The 21,016-nt window shown below is 45.0% G+C and carries 20 protein-coding genes, 1 tRNA gene and 1 rRNA gene; all 22 read right to left on the reverse strand.

The features are described from left to right. Window positions 1-71: ribosomal RNA gene (locus G590_RS0117000) — 16S ribosomal RNA — on the reverse strand; the annotation flags it as partial. A 498-nt stretch (window positions 72-569) separates the two neighbouring features. Continuing rightward, a tRNA-Ser gene (locus G590_RS0117010) sits at window positions 570-657 on the reverse strand. A gap of 106 nt (window positions 658-763) precedes the next feature. Beyond that, window positions 764-1,315, reverse strand: a complete 552-nt coding sequence (locus tag G590_RS0117015) for a Fe-S-containing hydro-lyase (protein ID WP_022766846.1) — start codon at window positions 1,313-1,315, stop codon at window positions 764-766. A gap of 61 nt (window positions 1,316-1,376) precedes the next feature. Further along, window positions 1,377-2,219, reverse strand: a complete 843-nt coding sequence (locus G590_RS0117020; RefSeq protein ID WP_022766847.1) for a fumarate hydratase — start codon at window positions 2,217-2,219, stop codon at window positions 1,377-1,379. A 12-nt stretch (window positions 2,220-2,231) separates the two neighbouring features. After that, window positions 2,232-2,639, reverse strand: a complete 408-nt coding sequence (locus G590_RS0117025; RefSeq protein ID WP_022766848.1) for an HIT family protein — start codon at window positions 2,637-2,639, stop codon at window positions 2,232-2,234. Further along, entirely contained in the window at window positions 2,639-3,286 is a 648-nt protein-coding gene (locus G590_RS20910) for a rhomboid family intramembrane serine protease (RefSeq protein ID WP_022766849.1), read from the reverse strand. Before G590_RS20910 ends, G590_RS0117025 begins: the two co-directional genes overlap by 1 nt. Window positions 3,287-3,302: 16 nt before the next feature. Next, window positions 3,303-4,310, reverse strand: a complete 1,008-nt coding sequence (locus G590_RS0117035) for an SCP2 sterol-binding domain-containing protein (protein WP_022766850.1) — start codon at window positions 4,308-4,310, stop codon at window positions 3,303-3,305. A gap of 47 nt (window positions 4,311-4,357) precedes the next feature. After that, window positions 4,358-5,731, reverse strand: coding sequence for a DUF6382 domain-containing protein (locus tag G590_RS0117040; protein WP_022766851.1), 1,374 nt, complete (start codon window positions 5,729-5,731; stop codon window positions 4,358-4,360). Continuing rightward, window positions 5,731-6,198, reverse strand: a complete 468-nt coding sequence (locus G590_RS0117045; RefSeq protein WP_155828794.1) for a hypothetical protein — start codon at window positions 6,196-6,198, stop codon at window positions 5,731-5,733. Before G590_RS0117045 ends, G590_RS0117040 begins: the two co-directional genes overlap by 1 nt. Then, window positions 6,185-6,616, reverse strand: a complete 432-nt coding sequence (locus G590_RS0117050; protein WP_022766853.1) for a prepilin peptidase — start codon at window positions 6,614-6,616, stop codon at window positions 6,185-6,187. Before G590_RS0117050 ends, G590_RS0117045 begins: the two co-directional genes overlap by 14 nt. A gap of 21 nt (window positions 6,617-6,637) precedes the next feature. After that, complete coding sequence (locus tag G590_RS20080) at window positions 6,638-7,456, reverse strand: TadE/TadG family type IV pilus assembly protein (protein ID WP_155828795.1); 819 nt, start codon at window positions 7,454-7,456, stop codon at window positions 6,638-6,640. Next, the gene (locus tag G590_RS0117060) at window positions 7,446-8,774 is read right to left on the reverse strand and encodes a DUF5702 domain-containing protein (protein ID WP_022766855.1); all 1,329 of its coding nucleotides are present in this window, start codon (window positions 8,772-8,774) and stop codon (window positions 7,446-7,448) included. Before G590_RS0117060 ends, G590_RS20080 begins: the two co-directional genes overlap by 11 nt. Window positions 8,775-8,868: 94 nt before the next feature. Beyond that, complete coding sequence (locus G590_RS0117065; protein WP_022766856.1) at window positions 8,869-9,078, reverse strand: Flp1 family type IVb pilin; 210 nt, start codon at window positions 9,076-9,078, stop codon at window positions 8,869-8,871. Between the two features lie 33 nt (window positions 9,079-9,111). Further along, entirely contained in the window at window positions 9,112-10,578 is a 1,467-nt protein-coding gene (locus G590_RS0117070; protein ID WP_022766857.1) for a type II secretion system F family protein, read from the reverse strand. After that, window positions 10,571-11,335, reverse strand: a complete 765-nt coding sequence (locus tag G590_RS20085; RefSeq protein WP_022766858.1) for a type II secretion system F family protein — start codon at window positions 11,333-11,335, stop codon at window positions 10,571-10,573. The genes G590_RS0117070 and G590_RS20085 overlap by 8 nt, the downstream gene beginning before the upstream one ends. Then, the gene (locus G590_RS0117080; protein ID WP_035763693.1) at window positions 11,274-12,470 is read right to left on the reverse strand and encodes a CpaF family protein; all 1,197 of its coding nucleotides are present in this window, start codon (window positions 12,468-12,470) and stop codon (window positions 11,274-11,276) included. Before G590_RS0117080 ends, G590_RS20085 begins: the two co-directional genes overlap by 62 nt. A gap of 37 nt (window positions 12,471-12,507) precedes the next feature. Further along, window positions 12,508-13,530: a hypothetical protein gene (locus G590_RS0117085; RefSeq protein WP_022766860.1), complete on the reverse strand. Its 1,023-nt coding sequence runs from the start codon at window positions 13,528-13,530 to the stop codon at window positions 12,508-12,510. Next, a complete protein-coding gene (locus G590_RS0117090; RefSeq protein WP_255345067.1) occupies window positions 13,527-13,919 on the reverse strand; it encodes a prepilin peptidase in 393 nt (130 codons plus the stop codon). The genes G590_RS0117085 and G590_RS0117090 overlap by 4 nt, the downstream gene beginning before the upstream one ends. A gap of 252 nt (window positions 13,920-14,171) precedes the next feature. Next, a complete protein-coding gene (locus G590_RS0117095; RefSeq protein ID WP_022766862.1) occupies window positions 14,172-14,648 on the reverse strand; it encodes a flagellar export chaperone FliS in 477 nt (158 codons plus the stop codon). A gap of 41 nt (window positions 14,649-14,689) precedes the next feature. Then, window positions 14,690-15,877, reverse strand: a complete 1,188-nt coding sequence (locus G590_RS0117100) for a flagellin N-terminal helical domain-containing protein (protein WP_022766863.1) — start codon at window positions 15,875-15,877, stop codon at window positions 14,690-14,692. 31 nt (window positions 15,878-15,908) lie between these two features. Then, window positions 15,909-19,001, reverse strand: coding sequence for a DUF6240 domain-containing protein (locus G590_RS0117105; RefSeq protein ID WP_022766864.1), 3,093 nt, complete (start codon window positions 18,999-19,001; stop codon window positions 15,909-15,911). 84 nt (window positions 19,002-19,085) lie between these two features. Then, the gene (gene glgB / locus G590_RS0117110) at window positions 19,086-21,008 is read right to left on the reverse strand and encodes a 1,4-alpha-glucan branching protein GlgB (RefSeq protein WP_022766865.1); all 1,923 of its coding nucleotides are present in this window, start codon (window positions 21,006-21,008) and stop codon (window positions 19,086-19,088) included. Window positions 21,009-21,016: the final 8 nt, after the last annotated feature.

Genomic DNA, 21,016 nt, shown 5'->3' on the forward strand with positions numbered 1-21,016 from the left:
CTCCGTTCGACTTGCATGTGTTAGGCACGCCGCCAGCGTTCATCCTGAGCCAGGATCGAACTCTCACGTTTAAATAAGTTAGTTCAATTCCAGCCAGAACTAAAACGTTAGCTTTTCGTTCTGTCCGTTATTACTTTTGGTTTGTTTCTTCTGAATAATTCTCTTAGAATTTTTCAGGGTTGCATTACTGTTTATTTGTCAAGGTGCTTTGTTGTTGCTCTTGATTGCCGCAACTCATTTAGAATATCACGTTGTGGAATCTTTGTCAACAACTTTTTTAAAGTTTTTTTGGAACTTTTTTGGAAACGGCTTGTTTCCTAGGTTCCGTGCCCCTCTCAAACGGGCAAAAGTTATTATAGCAAAGCCAAATCTTAAATGCAACACCTTTTTTTGGAAATTTTTATTAATCTTATTTACCACAAAATGTTGTACTTTAAAGAGCGGTTTCTTTCTATTTATAGTGGTCATATAAAACCACCCTCAGGTTGATCTTCCAAAAAGGAATGATCACCTGCTCAAAACAGAAATAAAAAAGGAAGCCCTCACCGGACTTCCATTTCTTTGCTAAACGGAGAAAGCGGGATTTGAACCCGCGCGCCGCGTAAACGACCTACACCCTTAGCAGGGGCGCCTCTTCAGCCACTTGAGTATTTCTCCATGCCTGAATCCCACTACCAATATGTGAGTTCAACTGCGTCCTCTAATACATAAGACGCAAAAGTAATTATACAAAGACGTACTGCCTTTGTCAATTGTTTTATTCTTATTTCTTCCTGTAAGCCGCACCTGCAGTCTCATAGAGATTGTTTCCATTGGAGTCTATAACTACTATTGCAGGAAATCTCTCAACAGTAAGCTTGCGTATCGCCTCTGTCCCCAGATCATCATATGCGATCACTTCGGAAGATGTAATTGCCTTTGATAATAAAGCTCCGGCTCCGCCAATAGCAGCAAAGTATACAGCGCCGTTCCTTACCATGGCATCTATCACTTCCTTACTTCTCTTTCCCTTGCCTATCATTCCGCCAAGCCCAAGGTCAAGAAGCTTTGGCGCATACTTATCCATACGGCTTGCAGTTGTGGGACCGGCAGATCCTATGGGCCTACCTTCCCTTGCAGGTGATGGCCCCATATAATATATGAGATTTCCTCTTATATCAAACGGAAGCTCCTTGTTATCAGACAAGGCTTCATCCATTCTCTTATGCGCTGCGTCTCTGGCAGTATATATGGTTCCGGTAATGTATACCATATCGCCGGCTTTCAGCTCTTTTGCCACCGACGGATCGATTGGAGCCTGTAATTCTCTGTCCATTTTTAAATCCCCTTAAAACAACATGTTCTTTCTTTTATAGAAGAATCTCATTTAAAACACTTTAGATCGTTGCGAAAGCATGCCTGTTAACATGGCAGCATATATTTACCGCCACAGGAAGTCCTGCGATATGAGTTGCATAGGTGTTGATATTTACCGCAAGAGCGGTTATCCTTCCTCCGAGTCCGGCAGGACCGATTCCACTGGCATTTATCCTGTCAAGAACCTCTTTTTCCATATCGGCAATATATGGTATATCCGAGTGCTCTCCCGCTTTTCTGGTGAGAGCCTGCTTGGCCATGATTGCGCACTTCTCAAAAGTACCGCCTATACCGACTCCGACCACCATAGGCGGACATGCATTGGGACCCGCGTCCATAACAGCCTGAACTATGGCGTTCTTGACGCCCTCTTCCCCATCGGCAGGCTTGAGCATGAATACCCTGCTCATATTCTCACTTCCAAAGCCTTTGGGTGCGCAGGTTATCTCAACCTTGTCCCCGGGCACTATCTCATAATGGATAATGGCAGGAGTGTTATCTCCGGTGTTCTTTCTTATAAGAGGATCCGATACAACGGATTTACGAAGGAAGCCTTCAGTGTATCCTCTCCTTACACCTTCATTGATGGCATCGGTCAGGTCTCCGCCCACAAAGTGAACATCCTGTCCCACCTTCACAAACAGCACCGCCATTCCGGTATCCTGACAGATTGGTATCATGTCTTTTCCGGCAATATCCAGATTCTCCCGAAGCTGCCCAAAAATCTTCCTGCCAAGTTCGGATTCCTCGGCTTCCTGCGCTTTTATAAGAGCATCTTCCATATCCTGAGAGAGGAAATGATTAGCATTTATGCAAAGCTCTTTAACTGTATCTGTAATCTGTGAAACCTGTATTTCCCGCATATCTTCTCCTGATCAAGCTCCCACAATAGTATCCTTAATTGCTGCAAGCTCCTCAGCTGAAGGGCTGGTTGGCTTCCATAAAATATGCTGTCCGTCATCCTTGTATCTTGGAATAATATGAAGATGGAAGTGCATAACTGTCTGTCCTGCAGTCTCCCCGTTATTCTGTACGAGGTTAAGGCCATCGCAGGAAAGCTTATCTTTCATTGTTCCGGCCACCTTCTTGGCAACCTTGGCCGCATCCGCAAGTACATCCTCAGGTATCTCAAAAAGATCCGCATAGTGGTTCTTGGGAAGTACCAGCGCGTGTCCCTTGGTTGCAGGGCCCAGATCAAGTATTACCCTGAAGGAATCATCCTCATATATAGTATTCGACGGGATCTCTCCCGCTGCAATTTTACAAAAGATACAGTTTTCCATTAAGCAAGTCCCTCCATATTCTTATTGTTTTTTAACATAATAATATTGATAACACCCAAAACAGCCCCGGTAGCAAAGCCTCCGGTGTGAGCTGCGATGTTTGCACCTCTTTGGAAAAAGCAGGCCTCGATAACGAAAATCCCAAGAAGGATCAGCCTGATCATCAGATTCCTGCTCCTGACAAAGGTCTTTCTGTTAACCAGAATCCATACGACCACAAAGCCAACCAGCCCCATAATGGCGCCGCTTGCCCCAACCGAGACCCAGCTCAGTCCGTTTTTGATTTCATAAGCCATGGATATCATGTTGCCAAAAAGTCCCGACAACACATAAAGGAAAAAGTAGAACGCATGCCCCGTGTAATTCTCAACAATGGCACCACCCAGAACAAGCATGAGCATGTTGTTGATAAGGTGCTGAAGATCAGCGTGTAAGAACATAGCTGCAAAGAGCCTGTAATACTGGCCGTCACGTAGGACAACTTCAGTTATCATGGCTCCTTTTTCGTACATCCATCCAAACGCCAGATTGCTCAGCACAAAGATGACCACGTTAATGGCCAGCAATGCGAGAGTAATATAAGAGCGCTTGTAGATCTGCTCCTGTCTTTGCCAATAGTCCCCTTCGGAGACGTATGTATCCTGCATCTAAATCTTCCCCAACTTAATCTGCCATAAGATCAAAGAACTGGTCCATGCTCCTAAGAAGCTTGAAATCACCCTTCATCTTGATGTTTCCTGCCATGAAGGCTCTCTGGAAGCTAAGTCTTCCGCCAAGGATATCCTCAAATGTTCTCTGATCGGAAGTAAGTACAACGTCTGCGCCCTCCTCGTCCCCGGCGCGACATTCACACTTACTGTTATCTACATCTATTATGATAGGTTTTAACTTGCTGTTATCGGAAAAGTTAATCTTATACTTAGCCGCAACTCCTGCAACAGGAGTGAATTTCTTGTTCAGGGTCTTAACATACTCCTCGGAACTTCCAAGGCTGTCTTCCTGTCCCATCTTGTCCCTGAATATGCTGGCAAGCTCCTGAAGGTCTTCTTTTTGCTTGCGAACATACTTGTCATCCGAAGCATACTCTGAAAGCTGCTCGGATTCCTGAGGTGTGAGATCTATGCTCTTGGCAACACCGACCTTATTGATGACCGCCTGATTGCTCGCAGGGAAAACCGGCATTTTCTGGTTGATGGTCCTGTAGATATTCTCTGCCTTCTTATCTATTATCTTGGCATACTCAGAGCTGTTCTCAAGTTTAGTGGTGTCTGCTATATAACCGCACATTCCGTCGCACGGAAGTCCTCCCAGCATCTCCCACGCAGCCGCAAGGCTCATCATGCCCTCTCTCTCTCCGTGAGTCGTACTCATAACAACAGGCGCCATATAGATAGTCTTGATCTTATCCTTGTCGCCGTAGAGCCAGCAGGCATCAAGAAACTGCATCATATATCCGCCGATCCCGTACCACTCAACTGTAGACGCCAGAATAATTCCGTCCGCATCCTTGAGGGTATTGGGCAGTGCTGTGATGCCATTTCTCTGTTCATAGAGATTGTACTGCTGCACTTTTACATTCAGTTCCTGTAAAACCGCTGTGATCTGTGAGATAACGAAAAGCGTCGGATCATCGATGATCCCGCGTCCGCCGTAATAGATATTTACCTTCATGAACTCCCCTCCGCTAGTTAATCGTATTATATCACACAATCTCCTATTTATCTGCAATCAAAACAAACTCTGCCGAGCCTGATCTCGTCTCCTTCTTCGATATATGTCTTTTGCTGCGGAGCAAGTTTTAAACCGTTCCTGTATGATCCGTTTGTGGAGCCCAGATCGATGATAGCAATCCTGCCACCGTCATTTATAAATTTGCAGTGCATTCTTGATATGCTCATGTCTCCGAGAACCTTGTCAACACATCCTTCCATCTTTCCTACAGTCAGCGGAAGCCTGTCCAGTGCAATCCTGACAGTCTTGTCAAGATTTCTGCTAAAGAGTGCAATACCGTCGCTTTTCACCTCATCAAGCACAACCGTCTCTCCGCATTCAATTCTATTTCCGGCAAAAGAGCTTTCGGCTCTTACAGGACTTTGGTATGCATAGTCGTCATCGTATCCAAACCCGTCATCTTCATCGCCGCAATCGATCTGCTCGGGATACATCTCATCTTCATCAAGTTCACTTGTCTTTTTCGCTCTTTTTTCAACGTCCATCCCGGTTTTCCTAAGTTCCTTAAAGCCTCCCGCCATTGCCACAACTCCGGTTATAACGGATACAAGCATTACGAGAATTGAAAGCATATTTTCCTCGCTCGATAGAACATAATTCATCCTTATATAAACCATTGCTCCAACCACGCAGAAGAACATCAGGGAAAAAAGAAGCTGAAGTTTTCCGCCAAGTCTCCTTCCGGCAGACTTTAGCCGGCCTCTTTCCTCTTCTTCCTCAAACTCGTCATAAACATCGCTGTAATCTTCATCAGGTTCATTAAAATTCTCAGGCAGAGCTTCAACTCTCTTCTCTTCATAGCATCTGTCCCTGTTCTCAGTTGGAACTTCCCCCAAGGTTTTCTCTATGGTTTCGTAGGTAAAATCTCCCAAGGCTGCACTCTGCTCACAGAGCCTGTACGCAAGTTCCGTTGCCTGCTCATCCTTTTCATCAACCAGCTCCAGAAGCTCCATTGTAAACTCCGAAAAGCTCTTTTGCTCATCAAAGAACGGACAGTAGATAAACCTGTAATCCCCGCTGGAAAGATCTGTGTATATGCTTCCGCAGTTAAAGACAACTCCCTCTTCACCCAGAAGAAACTCTGATAACCCCTCCAGAACTTCCTTTATATCACCAAGAAGCTTTTTTAGCTGATCTGCATTCATCTTATTTGAAGAAAATCTGTCCCTTATGGTCTGCATCGAATTTATCTCATAATAGAAATATTTCTCGCCGTTTATATTTCGCTCGGCACAAGGCACTAATCCCCTGATTCTTCCGCTCTGTGCAATCTTATACTGATATCTGCTCTCTTTCGCCGCGCTCTTGTCCTCAAAAACAAGATAGTTGTGTTTTAATTCTCTGTAATACTTGTACTCCATCAATCTTCTCCTATGTTATCCATAATCTCTTTTCCTATATCACGCAGCCTTGTAAGCCTTCTGATGTGCTTAACGTACTCAAATCTTTCGGCTCTGCCGGCAGCCTCATATTCCCATCCGCTCTGTGGCTTAAGGAAATACCTGCCCATGGCTGAATGCTTTGCCTCAGAGTGTCCATGAACCCTTATCTTTTTTCCGTCGGCAGTGGTTTCAAATCCGGGAAAAGAGCTGCCGAAATATTTTTTACCTGCTACCAAAGACGCTTTGCTGCTCACATAATCAGCAGCCGATCCATACACTTCCTCATCGGCAATACTGGCTCTGAAAGCCAGAATATATGAGTCCTGTGAAAGAACACACCTTCCGTAGAGGTAGTATGAAAAGTAGATCAGCAGCGCAAAAACACAGATGATCATGGGCACAATAAAAGAGGCCTCCAGTGTCATGTAACCTTTAAACCTGCGCAAGCATCATCACCCCCAGTCCAAAAGTCATGAACGGAACAAAGGGCATTCTGGCCTTTCTTCCGACTTTTTTAAATACCAGCAAAAATCCTGATACGATTCCGCAGGCAAAAATTCCCGCGATCATTCCCATAACAGTGATGTTTGACCCCAGTGCAGGCCCGGCAGCTATCAGCAAAAGCCCGTCTCCGTAGCCCACACCATGTCCGCTCACATAAGCAAGCAGCAGAAGGAATGCGCCGGGCATCAGAGACATAAGGATATCTGAAGCATCGAAACTGTTCCCGTATATACTCAGCGCCACCCTGGCAAAAGACATCCCGAGACACCCAAGTATTTCCCACAAAAGCACTTCTCTGCTCCTGATATCACCTATTGAAGAAATTATCATTATCAGCAAAACACCTATTCCAAAAAACACATTAAACTCCTTATTTTTACATCATCCGCAGGAACTGCACGGTCTTCGCCCACCCACTTCAGAAATTGGTATCGTATAGATTTTTCTTTTTAGTCCCACGCAATTTATGCTGCTGTGGTACTTCTCACCGTATCCTGTGATAAAAACATTCCCGCCGCCGATATTTCCGCCACAGTACTCGCAGGCATAGTATTTCTTTCTATCGTTGTTTCGAAGATGAGAAAGATCCTCAAACTTTACGCTCTGCACCCTGAGGTGGAGATGCTCGCAGTCGACGCTTCTGTGATAGACCTCTCCGTGCTCAGTCACATAGACCATCTCCTCATCAAGGTCCTCAACTTCAAGACCTGATGAGATGTCGTATCCTGTCCATGCATGTCCGTAATATCTTGACTCCACGCCAAATTCATCAAACCCTATCATTGAGATCATTGGGTGAACTTTGTAATCAACAACAAGGTCAATGATGTCATTCCCGAGCAGGACCTTTGACTGAATAAAAGTCATGCCGTCAAAACCATCCGTTACGCAGCTCTTGTTTATGCCATCTCCCAGGTATTGCCTGACCTGTTCTCTGGCATAAAGGACGCCTGCTGCCCCGGCCAGTGTATCCAGACTACTTCGCCCTTCAGCAAAGAGACTCATCTCACCAAAACGCAGGTCAAATGCCATAAGGGACATCTCACTTCCTGTCTGATGAAGAGCAGCCTCCATATCCGACTGCACCTTTACTATATTGAACATGGTCATTATGTTCACAAAGAAGAAAATAAACAGCGGCAGTGCTATAGACGCTTCCACAGTCATGGATCCCTGCAGCTTTTTCCTCCTACATCTCATATCCGTAAATCCTTTCTATCTTGCAGTCGTATCCGTACCTTGTTCTCACCTGAATCTCAGCGCAGAAAGTATCAAGACAGTGGTCGAGCTTAAACGCTGCATTTCCTGCAGTCTTTCGAACATCCATCTCAATTATGTCCGCAAGGCGAAGAGTCTTTGTCGGAAGATCCACCATAAAAAGTCTGGCTCTGACGTAATCCTCGTAATACATACCCTCACCCAGATCTCCTCCGTTCAGAAAGTCCCTGAAGGCAAACATGTTTTCAAGGCTGAGCCTCCATGTCGCATCGCTCTTAAAAAGAGGAACTCTCCCTCCGCTAAAGAGAATATTCAGATCCGAGACCGTCTCAGCAAAAGTCCAGGCAAAAAGAAGCGAGTACTTCACCAGTTCAGAGAGCTCCGGAATACAGAATATCGCCGTAACAACCCCTGCGATCAGCTCCGCTTCCGCACATTTTGCATCGCAACTGAACAGATAGAGCATATTTGAGGCCTCTCTCCAGAAAAGAAGGTTTTCAGCCATTCTCTCCAGATTTCCCCAGTCGCTGTGTTGTCCGTATATCATGTACTCAAGCTGATATTTCAAAAGAGATTTTTCAAGCTCCGCACCGTACCTTGAACACTTTTCGTAGTAATACTGCTCAAGAAGAAGCCTCTCTGCGGGAGAGATTTCTTCACCATCATTTAGCCCCGTTCCCTTATTAAGCTGCCTGTGAGACGCATATTGGTTAACATCCACCGTTGCTTTTGAGATTGTGGATTTATCCCTGATGGCAAGATTTAATGCCCCGATGCCTCTTTGTGAATTCACAATATCCGCAGGATTAGCAAGACTGGCCTCCTCCTCTTCACCGTATTCGTTAATGATCGGAGGAAGATCGATTGCATCGATAGCTTCCTGATTCTCTGCGGCCATAGCCCCCACATCCGTAGTATCGAGAGCATTTTCCTGAATCAGCCTTGCATTGTTCTCAACATCGGCAAGCAGTCCTTCAACAGGCTCAGCTCCCATATAGGAAATTATCTGCCTGTTCAGTACCGCTCCTTTGTTGTCCAGTGCAAAAGAGCTTCCGGTAATACTTACGTCTCCGCAGTACATAGAAAAAATAGTCTGATTGTTGGTCACTCTGCTCACGGCTGTCCTGCTGAAATTCTTCTGGGCATAGTATCGCAAGTGCTCCTGAGTATTGATTATTGAAGGATTCTCACCGCCATAAGAGGTGTCCACCATAAGAAGCCCGTACTGTTCATACAGGGCGCGACTGTACTCGGCAAGCACCGAGTTCATCGAAATATCCGCCACACATTCTGTCTTCATTTTTACTGCCCCTATCCTGGCCCCTTGAAAAAGGACCAGGATGAGTGAGAGTATTATCGTTATGGACAGCGACAGATATACTGTCACATAACCCTTAGTTCGTGATAACACGGGTCTCCTGTCTGATTGTCTTAAAGACATCCTCAACAATTCCAGAAATCTGTTCCTTGAATACGATAACAAGTCCAATAAGTACAACGATGATGAGGATTACCTCGACTGTTCCCATTCCATTTTCGTCATTCCAGAATTTCTTTACGCCTCCGGCAACTTTCTTTCCAATATTCTTTACTGCTTCAATCATTTATTTTTCCTCCCTTGTTGTTTTTATTTCTGATCAAAACGCCATATACGCCGGTATCATGATCACGATCATTACTATCACCAGCATTATTATCATTGGAAGAAGAAGCTTTGTTCCCGCTTCCTCTCCCGCTTTGCGGACTCTGTCCATCCTCTCGTCAAAGGCCTTTTTGGACTCCTCCTGCAAAAGTATCAAAAGCTCACTGTTACCTTTCCTGAGATTCTGGGACAGAAGAGTCGTAAGCCTTGTGTACTGCTGCCCGCTGCATCGCAGGCCAAAGTGCTCATATACACTGCCTTCTGATGTACCTGCCGCCATTTCTCTTCCTGCCCTTAGCACTTCTTCATAAAGGTATTTCTTCTCGCCTGTATTGTTTTTCTTCCGGACATATCCGCTTCCCAGCTTTTCAAAGATGTTCCTCATTGTCATTCCCGCTCCCATATAGAGCACGATCTGTGATACAAACTGAGGATAATCTCCCAGCATCTGAGCACTTCTCTCCTCCATTGCTTTCTTAAGCTCCTTGTCCTTAAGAACATAGGAAGCGGCGCTGCCTATTAGTGTCAGCATAAGTAGCAGCATACTGTTGTCTGTTACTTTCTCCGACCACCTGATCTTCCTCTGGCCGTAGCTCTCCGGAAGGCTGATCTCCTGCTCTTCTTTGGAGCTCTCATCGGCTTTTGTCAAAAGCTCTTTTATCTCCTTAAAAGCCCTCTCTGAAGGCGTGAGAGTCCGAGGCTTTATCTGAGCACAAAAGTCCTGCTGCCACCTGAGATCTTTATAACTGTAGGTAGCCGTAAGATTCACCAGCACTCCTTCTTCAGGGATCATCTCCTCAATAAGCTCTCCGTCAAAATGAAGAACATCATAGTTGTCGCTCCTCCAGCTGATATCAAAAGGATAGTCCGGTATCCTCTCTGCCAGATCAAGGTCGCTGCTGACATCGTCAAAGCTGCTGTTTTCCTTTAGCACGATTTTCTCCAACGCAGCTGCCGCTTCTTCAAACAGAGCCTGAGCTTCCTCATCTGTGTACTCCCTAGTCGTAACAGGCAGAGTATACTGACCGATCTCGTTTCCGGCTTCATCCGTGGCTACCAGGTTAACCTTGTAATCCTTCTCACCAAAAGAATTTCTTGCTATCACATCGCCCTCTCCGAGCTTTGAACTGTGACCGGCACCCACTGCCATCATGAATGCAAGAAAGCATCCCGCGCTTGCCATCATAAGAACAACGCTTATCTTTCTGATAAAGTACTCTGTCTCTGCATTGTCCAGATCTTTCCTCTGCTCCAGAGTTCCCAGATACATTCTTATCTTCTCCGAAGAAAAAGTCCTGATCCTTCCTCTGATGTTCTTGTAAATGTACAGCGCAATCCTGAGAAAAGCCCTGCTGATCCCTGTATCCTCGATTCCCGGAGGGAGCTCAAGATTCTTTGACAACCCCCAAAGCACTACCATCGCAAGCGGAAAGATAAGATATAAAAATGAAAACTTATACATTGATGTTTACTATCCTTTCCGACATAAAATAGGAGACCACATAGAAAGCCATGCACACTGTCATCACTACGATCCCGAACAGATTGTGATAGAGCGGCTCAAAAAAGCCGGGGCTTGTAAGACTTATATAGAAGATAATGAAGAAAGGCACCAGATTCATGATCCTTGCTTCCATTCTCTTTGCGCTTATAAGCACATCGATTTCTTTTTCCACATCCATCTTCTGCGAGATGACAGTTATGGTTCTGGCAATGATCTGGGTCATGTTTCCTCCGCTTCTCTTTGCCACGGCAAAAACCTCTGCAAAATCCTGTATATCGGTGTTTCCCGATTCCTTTCCAAGTCTGTATATCAGCTTTTCCAGAGGAATATTGTTTTTAATCCCCTTGCCGATCTTAGACAGCGCTGCGCAGATAAGGCTCTTTTTCCCATATAGAAGTTCCATGTCATGATGTGCTTCCAGGAAAGCATTCTCAGGAGAATATCCCGCCTTTAAACTTGTCAGCACCGAGCTTATCGCATCCCTGAACTGTATTCCTATAAGCCTTGTATTCCTCTCGACCTGACGCTTTTTCTGATACACGTACCAGGGAATTATCACCGGCAAAAGAGCTGCCACCGCAATCCAGGAATCATAGAAAAGCCTTCCGAAAGAGAGCGCTATCAGTACTCCTTGAAGAACAATGGGTATGTCCTCAATCCCTCTGGGGTAAGCTAAGGCCTGCTGCCATAAGCTTTTCAGTTGCTTTAAGTTCACCTGCTTTCCTCCATTTCCCAACAATCTTTCCACGGGCATCTTCTCCCTCTTCTTCAAACTCAAACAATGTGTTGACCCTTATCCTCCCTGTCTTGGGATCAAGTTCCTTTTCAATTTCACATATCTCAAGCACCTTTCTGGTCCTGTCCCTTAATCTTCCAAGATGAACCACAATATCTATTCCGGAAGCGATCTGGCCTCTTACCGCCGGCAGAGGGATCTCCATTCCCATAAGTACCATGGTCTCAATTCTTGAGAGCATATCCTCCGCACTGTTGGCATGTCCTGTTGACATGGCCATATGGCCGGTATTCATGGCCTGAAGCATATCAACACACTCATCACCCCTGACCTCACCGACCACTATCCAGTCGGGTCTCATACGCAGAGATGACTTTATAAGGTCTCTTATGGTTATGGGTTTGCAGCCTTCAACGTTAGCGTTTCTTGCCTCCATCCGGACAAGGTTTGGAACCCCCAGAATCTGGAGTTCTGCATTGTCCTCTATGCTTATTAGTCTTTGATCCTTCGGAATAAAATCAGAAAGAGCATTCAGAAAGGTGGTTTTACCCGAACCGGTACCACCGGAAATAAAGATGTTATATCCGGCCTTAATCAGGACCTCGATATAATCTCTCAGATATTCAGAAATTGACCCAAACTCTATGAGCCTTTTCATTGTGATAGGTTTCTCCGGAAACCTTCTTATGGTAACTATAGGACCGTTGAGTGCCACCGGATTTAATACAATGTTGACTCGCGATCCGTTTTCCAGCCTGGCATCCACTATAGGAGAGGACTCATTTACCACTCTGTTGCAGGATGATACGATCTGCTGGACCACATCCTCAAGTCGTTGTCTGGACTCAAACCTGCAATCGGATTTCATGATCACACCGTTCTTCTCGATAAAGATGTTGTCTGTGCCGTTGACCATAATCTCCGTAATTGTAGGATCGTCCACCAGATGCTGAAGGACATCGAGCTTTCTTATTGAGTGGAACACCAGCTTTCTTAGGCGTTTCCTCTCTTCAAGCGTTACCATCCGGTGTCTCATCTCAGCAGAGATCTCCCTGTCGATGATCTCAAACATCTCCTGATCGGTGATCTCTCTTGAAAAGTCCAAAGAGCTCATGACCCGGTCCTTGACCAGGGACTTAAACTCTTCATGCTTATGCTCCAATGCCGGATACCTCCTGACTGCGTATAATGATATCCTCAATATACCTGTTATAAGAAGAGATATCCCGTCCATCAGGGAGCATGCATTTCATGGTCTTTGTGATGATCCTCTCGTAGTCATTCTCGCCGAGAGCCTTTGTATATCTGCCAAGTCTGTAGTGGTCAGCAGAATTGTTTCTGATAACGGTATAGATGACATCACACATATCAAGGATCTCAAAGAACCCGTCCGGATATTCCTTCAGGTCAAGAAGTATGTACTCATACCCTGCCTCTTTGGTAAGAAGCTCTGTCAGCTCCCTTATCTTTTCGAAGCCGATTTCCTTGATCTGCATAGCAGTCCCGGCAGGAGGAATATAATCCAGTCCGTTCCTGGTCCGCTTGATCTTCTCCAGATAGAGGCAGAACTTATCCCTCTCGCAATCCGCAAAGTATAAGAGGTCCGTGATATCTTCTTCAGGCTCCTGTTCAAAGAGACTCATCAGAGCCGAAAAACTTTCGAAGCTGATAAGGATTGTCCTTGCCTTTCGGGCAAGGGCCTCACCCATCTTAATGGCAAAAGAAGTTTGTCCGCATCTCGAAATGGGAGTGTAAAAGCCCAGTATCTGCCTTTTGTCTGCTCCGTCACAAAAGCCCAGTCCCGAAAAATCCTCAGCCTCTTTTATACATAGCTCCAAAACCCTGTCCACTATTTCAGAAGCCGGCAGATATTTGCTCACGCGATAGACCTTTTCGCCGAAGATTTCTTCCATGTTCCTGTCTGTCCCATCTTCAACAAGGATCATAATGTTTTTGCAATTTCTGCTGATCATCTCTCCATCAAGCAATGAAAGTGAATTTTCCGAAACCACAAGAAGCGATATTTCTCTGCTTTCGATATACTCAGTAAATTTCTCACCCTCTGTAAAAGCCTGGATTTCAAAGGATAGCTTTAAGTGGCTCCTTAAGTACTCCGATAATCTCTCGCAGTAGAGCTCGTCGCTGTCAAATACAGCCATAGCTACACATTTCATAGAACACCTCCAACCACAAACAATACGCTGGCCAAAATCGGCACTGCGAAGTGAATTGTCTTTTGTTTATTTCTCTTGAGAATTATGACCGCGACCGAAATAGCTCCGGCGATCAGGAAAGAAATCAGAATACAGGAAAGAGTATCCTGCATCGAGAGAAAGGATGCTGCCGACATGAAGAGTTTCACGTCACCCGCTGCAATGCCTTTAAAGAAGTACACAGGAAGCAGTATAAGAAGTGCTGCTCCTACTGCAAGGATGGATTCCAGAAATCTGTCCTGCCCCTGTATGAGATTAGTTCCCATTCCAAGAAGCAGTCCCGGAACCACCCAGGCGTTGTATATTTTGTCTTTGAAAAGATCCGTAAACACAGCTCCCGTCAAAAACAATATCAGAACTAAGACTATAACAATCTACCCCTTTCGTGATGTTTTATCGAGCTCGCGAAAAAGAATTTAGCATGTACTTTTATCTTTGTAAACCCCTCTGAAATTCGAAAAAGCGACAAATCTTAAGAATTATGCTTTCGCAGAATTCCTTAGATTTATCGCTTCTTTTCATCGCAAAATCGTTAGTCTTTAAACCAAATTAATAATTTCCGGCGGCAAAAATTAATATCTTAAGATTTTCTTAAGATGCCCTTATGCCATTAGTCCCCTGTTGTATGAAACTGCCGTAACATCCTCATTGAGACTGTATTTTCCGTAGGTCAGTCCTGCATATACCTTCTGGGTATTTCCCATTATCTTTCCGGATGTATCTTCTTTTTCCAACGCCTCGTATGCTTCATGGAGATTTTTAAAGTTCTTTAAAACTCTCCAGATACGGTTGATACTGAAGGTTGCTCCGGCTACTGTCAGCTCTTTCTTTGAGAAAATATATATCTGATAGAGGTTCTTTGCCAGCTCATAGTCCATATTCAGTGAGTGTATCAGCTCATCGATACAGTTCTGGGCTCTGATAAGGCTCTTTTGGGCATCTTCCTTTTTCCCGATGCCAATACTTTCGATGGCCTCATCCAGATAGTACATCACCATTTCATATATGATGGTGATCATCTGTGTCTTGTTTGCCTCTGATATCTTAAGTGTAAATTCCTGTTTCTTTTCCAGCGTCATATTCTATCCCTTTCGCAGCGAAGTTACCATTTAGTCATTCGTTACTGAAGAAGCTGAAGCACCTGAGAAGGTCTCTCATTAGCCTGAGCCATCATGGAAATACCTGCCTGGGAGAGTACCTGCTGTGTTGAATATGTTGTCATCTCCTCTGCCATATCAACATCCATGATTCTGGAATAAGCTGCTGTCATATTCTCAACAGTGATGTCAAGATTACTTACTGTATGTTCAAGTCTGTTCTGGTATGCACCGAGCCTTGATCTGATACCGCTGATCTCTGAGATGGCATTCTTTACACTTTCAATCGCATCTGAAGCACCTTTTTCATTGGAAACATCCAGATTGTAAATACCAAGAGTGGTAAGAGATACCTTCTGGATACGGATATCCATTGTCTGTCCCTCGTTGGCACCAACCTGCATTGTCATAGGACCTGTACCGGTAAGCTCAAGATTTACAGTGTCTCTGAACGCCTCATTTATCTGCAGCTGGATCTTCTTACCTGTTGCATCCTGAAGAGTAAGCACATCCTCATTTATAGTAGCTGTCATGCCGTTTGGCATATAGTCAACCATTGTTCCGTCATCGAGTATCCTGTTTACCTTAATCTCAGATTCGCTGCCGTTTTCGAAAAAGATTCCTTTCTTATCAACGCCTGTTGTACCTGTAAGGTTCATGTAGCTGACATCAATTCCGGTAATCTGATAAGTTCCGGCCTCAACATAATCCGAATAAGATACTGCTTTTACATTGGGATTTGTCACGCCTGTAGCCGGATCACTTCCAACTGTTGCATATCCTCGATAGTCAAAAGATCCGTCAAGAATAGACTGGCCGTTGAACTGTGTAGTTTCAGCCATTCTCTCAATCTCATCCTTAAGCTGTGTTACCTCTGCCTGGATCATCGAACGGTCACTATCGGTAAGTGTTCCGTTGCTGGCCTGAATCGCAAGCTGGCTCATCCTCTGGAGGATTTCATGAATTTCAGACAGACTTCCGTCTGCCACCTGTACAATTGAGATTGCATCCTTTGAAGTGTTATTTGCAACACCAAGACCCTCAATCTGGGAATTCATTCTTCTTGACATAGCAAGACCGGAAGGATTGTCCTTGGCATTTGTGATCTTAAGTCCGCTGGACAGTCTTCCCAAAGATTCTGAAAGAAGCTTGTCATTTCTCTGGAGTGCGTTGTTTGCTACCATTGCGGATACATTATAATTTACTTTCATTTCTACCTCGTTTCTTAGGCTGCCTTATGGATCAAAGTGCCTCGATAAAAGCCTTTGCCATTGTAAGGAGTGTTTTGGTATCTGTCTGTGTAATCTCGTTGCCTTCCCTGGCACCTGAAGAAACCGCGCCCGCCGAAGCGGATCCGCTCTGCGCGTGATAGAGGATTGCGATGTTCTTGCTCTCTACCATGACACCCTCTATCTTTTCTGATAGTTTAGCGCACAATCTGGTTCTTACATTTTCCAGATATTCAGACTCTTCCTGATTGCTGCCGTTTGTTGTCGTCAGCATACCCCGGATCATATCACTCTCTTTGTAGAGACTTACCTGTATGAGTCCGTACATGTCAGTCTGAACACTGGCATCCATCCTTGAATTTGCATTCTTTTCGCTCTTAAGCGTCACATGCATTGAAACCGTCTGACCTTCGATCTCCACCGGAACTTCGTAGCTGTCTCTTTCTGCACTCTTTGACATAACTGAAATCTGCCTCTGCAAAAGAGATATCGCTCTCACGTCGATGTAGCTGTCATTTTCAGTCATTAGCTCTTCAGATAATTTATCGGAGATATCTCCCAAAATCTTAACGTAGTTTTCCTGATAATCATCTTCACCCAGTTTTTCTGTTAAAAGAGCTTTCTCCTTAATGTCACCTGTCTTATCCCAGAAGCTGCCGTTTCTGCGATCGCGCCTTATTCCGATCATGGCTTCCATATTATTGAAGGTTGTTTCTATCTGCACAGCTGAAAGCTCATCAAGTGCAGCTTCAGAAGCCTTGAGCTGGGCCGTCTGTCTGATTCCGGTAACCTGCTCTTTTACATACTCTCTCTCAAGCGCCTCATCAATCTCAGCTACTTCGAGCTTATCGGCAAGCTCCGGCAGAAGTGTTTCTTTTGAAGGCGCTGCCTGCATGAGCTTTTCAGGCTCGAGGTTCTCATATACAACCTCTGCCTTGGCGCTGTAATATCTGAAGGCTGTACTTATCTGAGCATCGATCTGTACACCGCTTATTCTGGACTCAAGGCCGCCGAATTCATCATCTACCTTATAGTCCATTCCGATCCTTGCAGCCTTTTGATTTCTTGTTGCTTCAAGAAGATTGCCTATAGTCATATCCCTTCCGGTTTTAAGAAGGGACCCTATTGCCTGATAGTCAGTAGTCTTGAGGGTATGGAACAACCTGTATATTCCTATAAAAGAAGCTCGTTCCTCGCTCGTTATACCATTCTTCTTCTCCAGCTTGTATAGGAACCTGGCGTATTTTTCCTCGCTCTTACCCTTTTGTCCGTCTTTTGATGATGAGTGTCTGTCGAGGTTGTCTGAAAGCTCCTCAATTGTCATGGAGAGAGGATTCTGTCCTTCTCTAATAAGGTCAAGAACTGCTCCGGGCTTTATCCTTGAGACAACTGCCTGAAGATTAACATCCCAGCTCCGTACCTTCTCAAAGTTCTCCTCATTTACCTCCATCCTGTTATATCCGAGAATGCGGATAATACGGCGGTTCTCATCATTGAGCTCCTCGCCAAGATCTTTTAAAATGTCATCCACATTTCTGAAAGCCTTCTTAATGCTGTCACCAAGATCCGCTCTGGGGGCCGTCATTAGTTTCTCATAGCCTTCGCCGGCCTTTGCGAACTTATCAGCCAAAGACTCGGACCTCTGACTGATCTTATAGATGCTGGCTTCTCCAAACTCATCCGCCATCTCACCGACGATGTCCACCGGCCCCTGCGCGATCATGCTGACTCTGGTGAGTGTCATGCGCATCATGTAGCCCGTATTTACACTCTTTACATCTGTGATCTCATCGATTGCCTTGCCGGTTGTTTCATCTGCCATGTTGCCGAGGGTACTCTTAAGTCTCTCTATAAGCTCCTCTATAGGCGCTGTATCTATGGTAAATCCTCTGTCCAGAAGCTGCTTGTTGGCTTCTGTTGTCATGCGAAGACGCACTTCTTCCATCTGGATCCTTGCAATCACAAGTCTGTTGTCGTTCTCGGGCAGCTCCTGCAGATCTGTCCTTGCCGCAGCATTGGAAAGATTTCTGATGGTAAGGTCTTTTCCTGAAATAATGGCAGACTTTATATCTTCATCCTTTATCTCTTTTACCTGATCCACCAAAGCAGAGGCCTTCTGAATATTTGATGTGGGATCAGAAAGACTCCCCTGTGTAGCCCGCTTTCCGTCCGATATGGCTGCTGCCGTAGCTTTAGTGCCCTGCTCAAGTGAGATAGGAAGCTCAACATTTTTGATAGCATTTACCGCTTCAAGATTTTCTGCTGTAAGCGGAATACCCTGAGTAACCATCCATCTCGCATTTTCTTTTACAGCTTCGTCTTTGGGATCGAGCCCTGACTCTTCAATGACCTTTTCAATCTGTGGCTCAAGCTGCTCCCAGTCAAAGCTGTCAGCAGTCTGGGCATAGTACCCGCCTGCTTCCTGAGCATAGAAACCTTTGCCCATCACATTAAGTCCGTTTGTGCTGTGTGAAGCAAAATAGATGTTTTCAATGGTGGGCTTCATATTATTGAGCACCATATATTTGACAGCGCTGTCATCCAGAGCCTCTATATCGGCAACCTGGTCTATGGCTGTCTTTGATGCCTTTACATTTTCAGCTGTTACAGGGATATCATTCTCATGAAAGCTCTTCTGAATTGCCTGTGCCAGCGCATCACTGCCGGTGATCTTCTTTAATTTATCAAGACTTAAGTCGTCATTATATCCTGCAACCACAGTCCCTGATTCAAGAAGTACACTTTTAATCTTGTCAACAATGCTCACTGTCTCAGCAGAATTAATCTCTTTGATATCAAATCCATCCTCCTGAGCTTTTGCATAGTCCTCCTCAGACATGGTATTTGACAAAAGAGCCATGAAGTTATGCCGGTTCTGAACATCCGTGTTCTGAGCCATTGCAGAGATATCTTCTATTGATCTTGTGTGCCCTGCATATGCATTATCGGTAAATCCTGATGCATCGATGTCCAGAGCATATCCTGTTTTGGAGAGATTAGATGACTTTGAGGGCCCTGACACTATCCTTTCTTCCGCCTCCATGCCTGAAAGAATTAAGTCTTGGCTGGTCTTCTGACCGGTAATATTCTGAAAGTTAATGTTCATACGCGCCTCATATAATGAAAAACGTTTGTGACATACAAAAAGGTGATGGACTCATCATCCATCACCTTCTATTTCGGCTCGTCTTTATTTTTTCTTTAGTTTGGGAGTCTGGAAAACAAATACTTCAGCTCCGTAAGGCGGAAGATCAAAGGTTATACTGTAGTCCTTGTAATCACAAAGTCCCTTTACTGCTTTGATCTTGGGCTGTATGTTACTTCCTGATCCGCCAAATCGCACTTCGGCACTGTCCAGAATATGTGTATATGTTCCTGCAAACGGAACACCTACCATGAATCCCTTTCTCTCCATAGGAGTCATGTTGAGGACAAAGAGGATATTGTCTTTGCCGTTCGATGCTCTTCTATAGAAGCTGTAAGTGCTTCTCTCCTTGTCATCGGCATTGATCCACTCGAATCCACCCCAGTCATCATCTACTTCGTAGAGAGCAGGGTACTTCCTGTATATCTCAAGAAGCTGAGCAACATAGTCTTTCATGCCCTTGTTGAGGTCGTTCTCAAGAAGGAACCAGTCAAGTTCTCTCTTTTCGCTCCACTCTCTCTCCTGTCCGAAGTCCTGTCCCATAAACAGGAGCTTTTTGCCGGAGTGGCCGAACATGTATGTATAGCCCACTCTTAAGTTGGCATACTTATCAACCTTGTATCCAGGCATCTTCTCAACCATTGAGCACTTAAGGTGTACAACCTCATCGTGAGAAAGAGGCAGGATATAATTCTCTGCGCTGTTATAGCTCATGGCAAAGGTCATCATGTAATGAGCGCCCTGTCTGAAATACGGATCAAGTTTCATGTATTCACAGAAATCATGCATCCATCCCATATTCCACTTGAACGCAAAGCCCAGTCCATCATCTTCGGGACGTGCTGTAACCTTGGGCCATGCAGTTGATTCCTCTGCGATTGTAAGAACCTCGGGATAAGTTCCTCTTACTACGCTGTTAAAGTGCTTGAAGAACTCGATAGCCTCCAGATTCTTGTTGTCACCGTACTTGTTGGGAACCCACTGTCCGTCCTTCTTGCCATAATCGAGATAGAGCATTGAAGCAACAGCATCAACTCTAAGTCCGTCTACATGGAACTTGCGGATCCAGTAAAGAGCATTGGCAATAAGGAAGTTCTTGACCTCGGGCTTTTCAAGATTAAATATCTTGGTTCCCCAGTCAGGATGCTCTCCCTTCCTTGGGTCCGGATGCTCATATATGCATGTTCCGTCAAAGCAAGCAAGTCCAAACTCATCCGGGCAGAAATGCGCAGGCACCCAGTCAAGGATGACTCCGATTCCGTTTTTATGAAGCTTATTAACAAGGTACATGAAGTCTGTAGGCTCTCCGTACCTTGAAGTAGGTGCATAATAACCGGTTACCTGATATCCCCAGGAACCGTCAAAAGGATGTTCAGCGATGCCGATAAGCTCGATGTGGGTATACTTCATCTCTTTTAAATATTCCACAATCCTGTCGGCAAACTGTCTGTATGTGTAGAAGCCGTCCTCTGTTCCGTCAGGGTGCTTCATCCATGAACCGATATGACACTCATAGATGGAAATGGGCATGCGCTTCATGTCCTTGCCCTGAATGCTGTCGTACCACTTCTTGTCTGACCACTTAAAGCCTGAAAGATCTGTTGTCCTTGATGCATTGCCGGGACGAAGCTCAGCAAAGTTAGCATAAGGATCTGCCTTATAGATCTTTCTTCCGTCCTGAGCTGTAATAAGGAATTTATAAAGCTCGCCGATTCCAACCCCGGGAATGAATAAAGTCCAGATATTGCCGGTCTTTGTTCTCGTCATCTGATGGGCATTCTCATCCCATCCGTTAAAGTCACCCACTACATGAACATCAGCGGCATTTGGTGCCCATACTGCAAAGAAGTATCCCTTCTTGCCCTTCTCTTCTGAAGGATGAGCTCCGAGTTTCTCATATATTTCGTAATGTGTACCCTGTCCAAATAAATACTCGTCGTCCTCTGAAATAAATACCTTTTGACTCATTCGTGCCC

Origin of the sequence: Butyrivibrio sp. XPD2006 (genome assembly GCF_000420865.1) — a bacterium.
Taxonomy (GTDB): Bacteria; Bacillota; Clostridia; order Lachnospirales; family Lachnospiraceae; genus Butyrivibrio.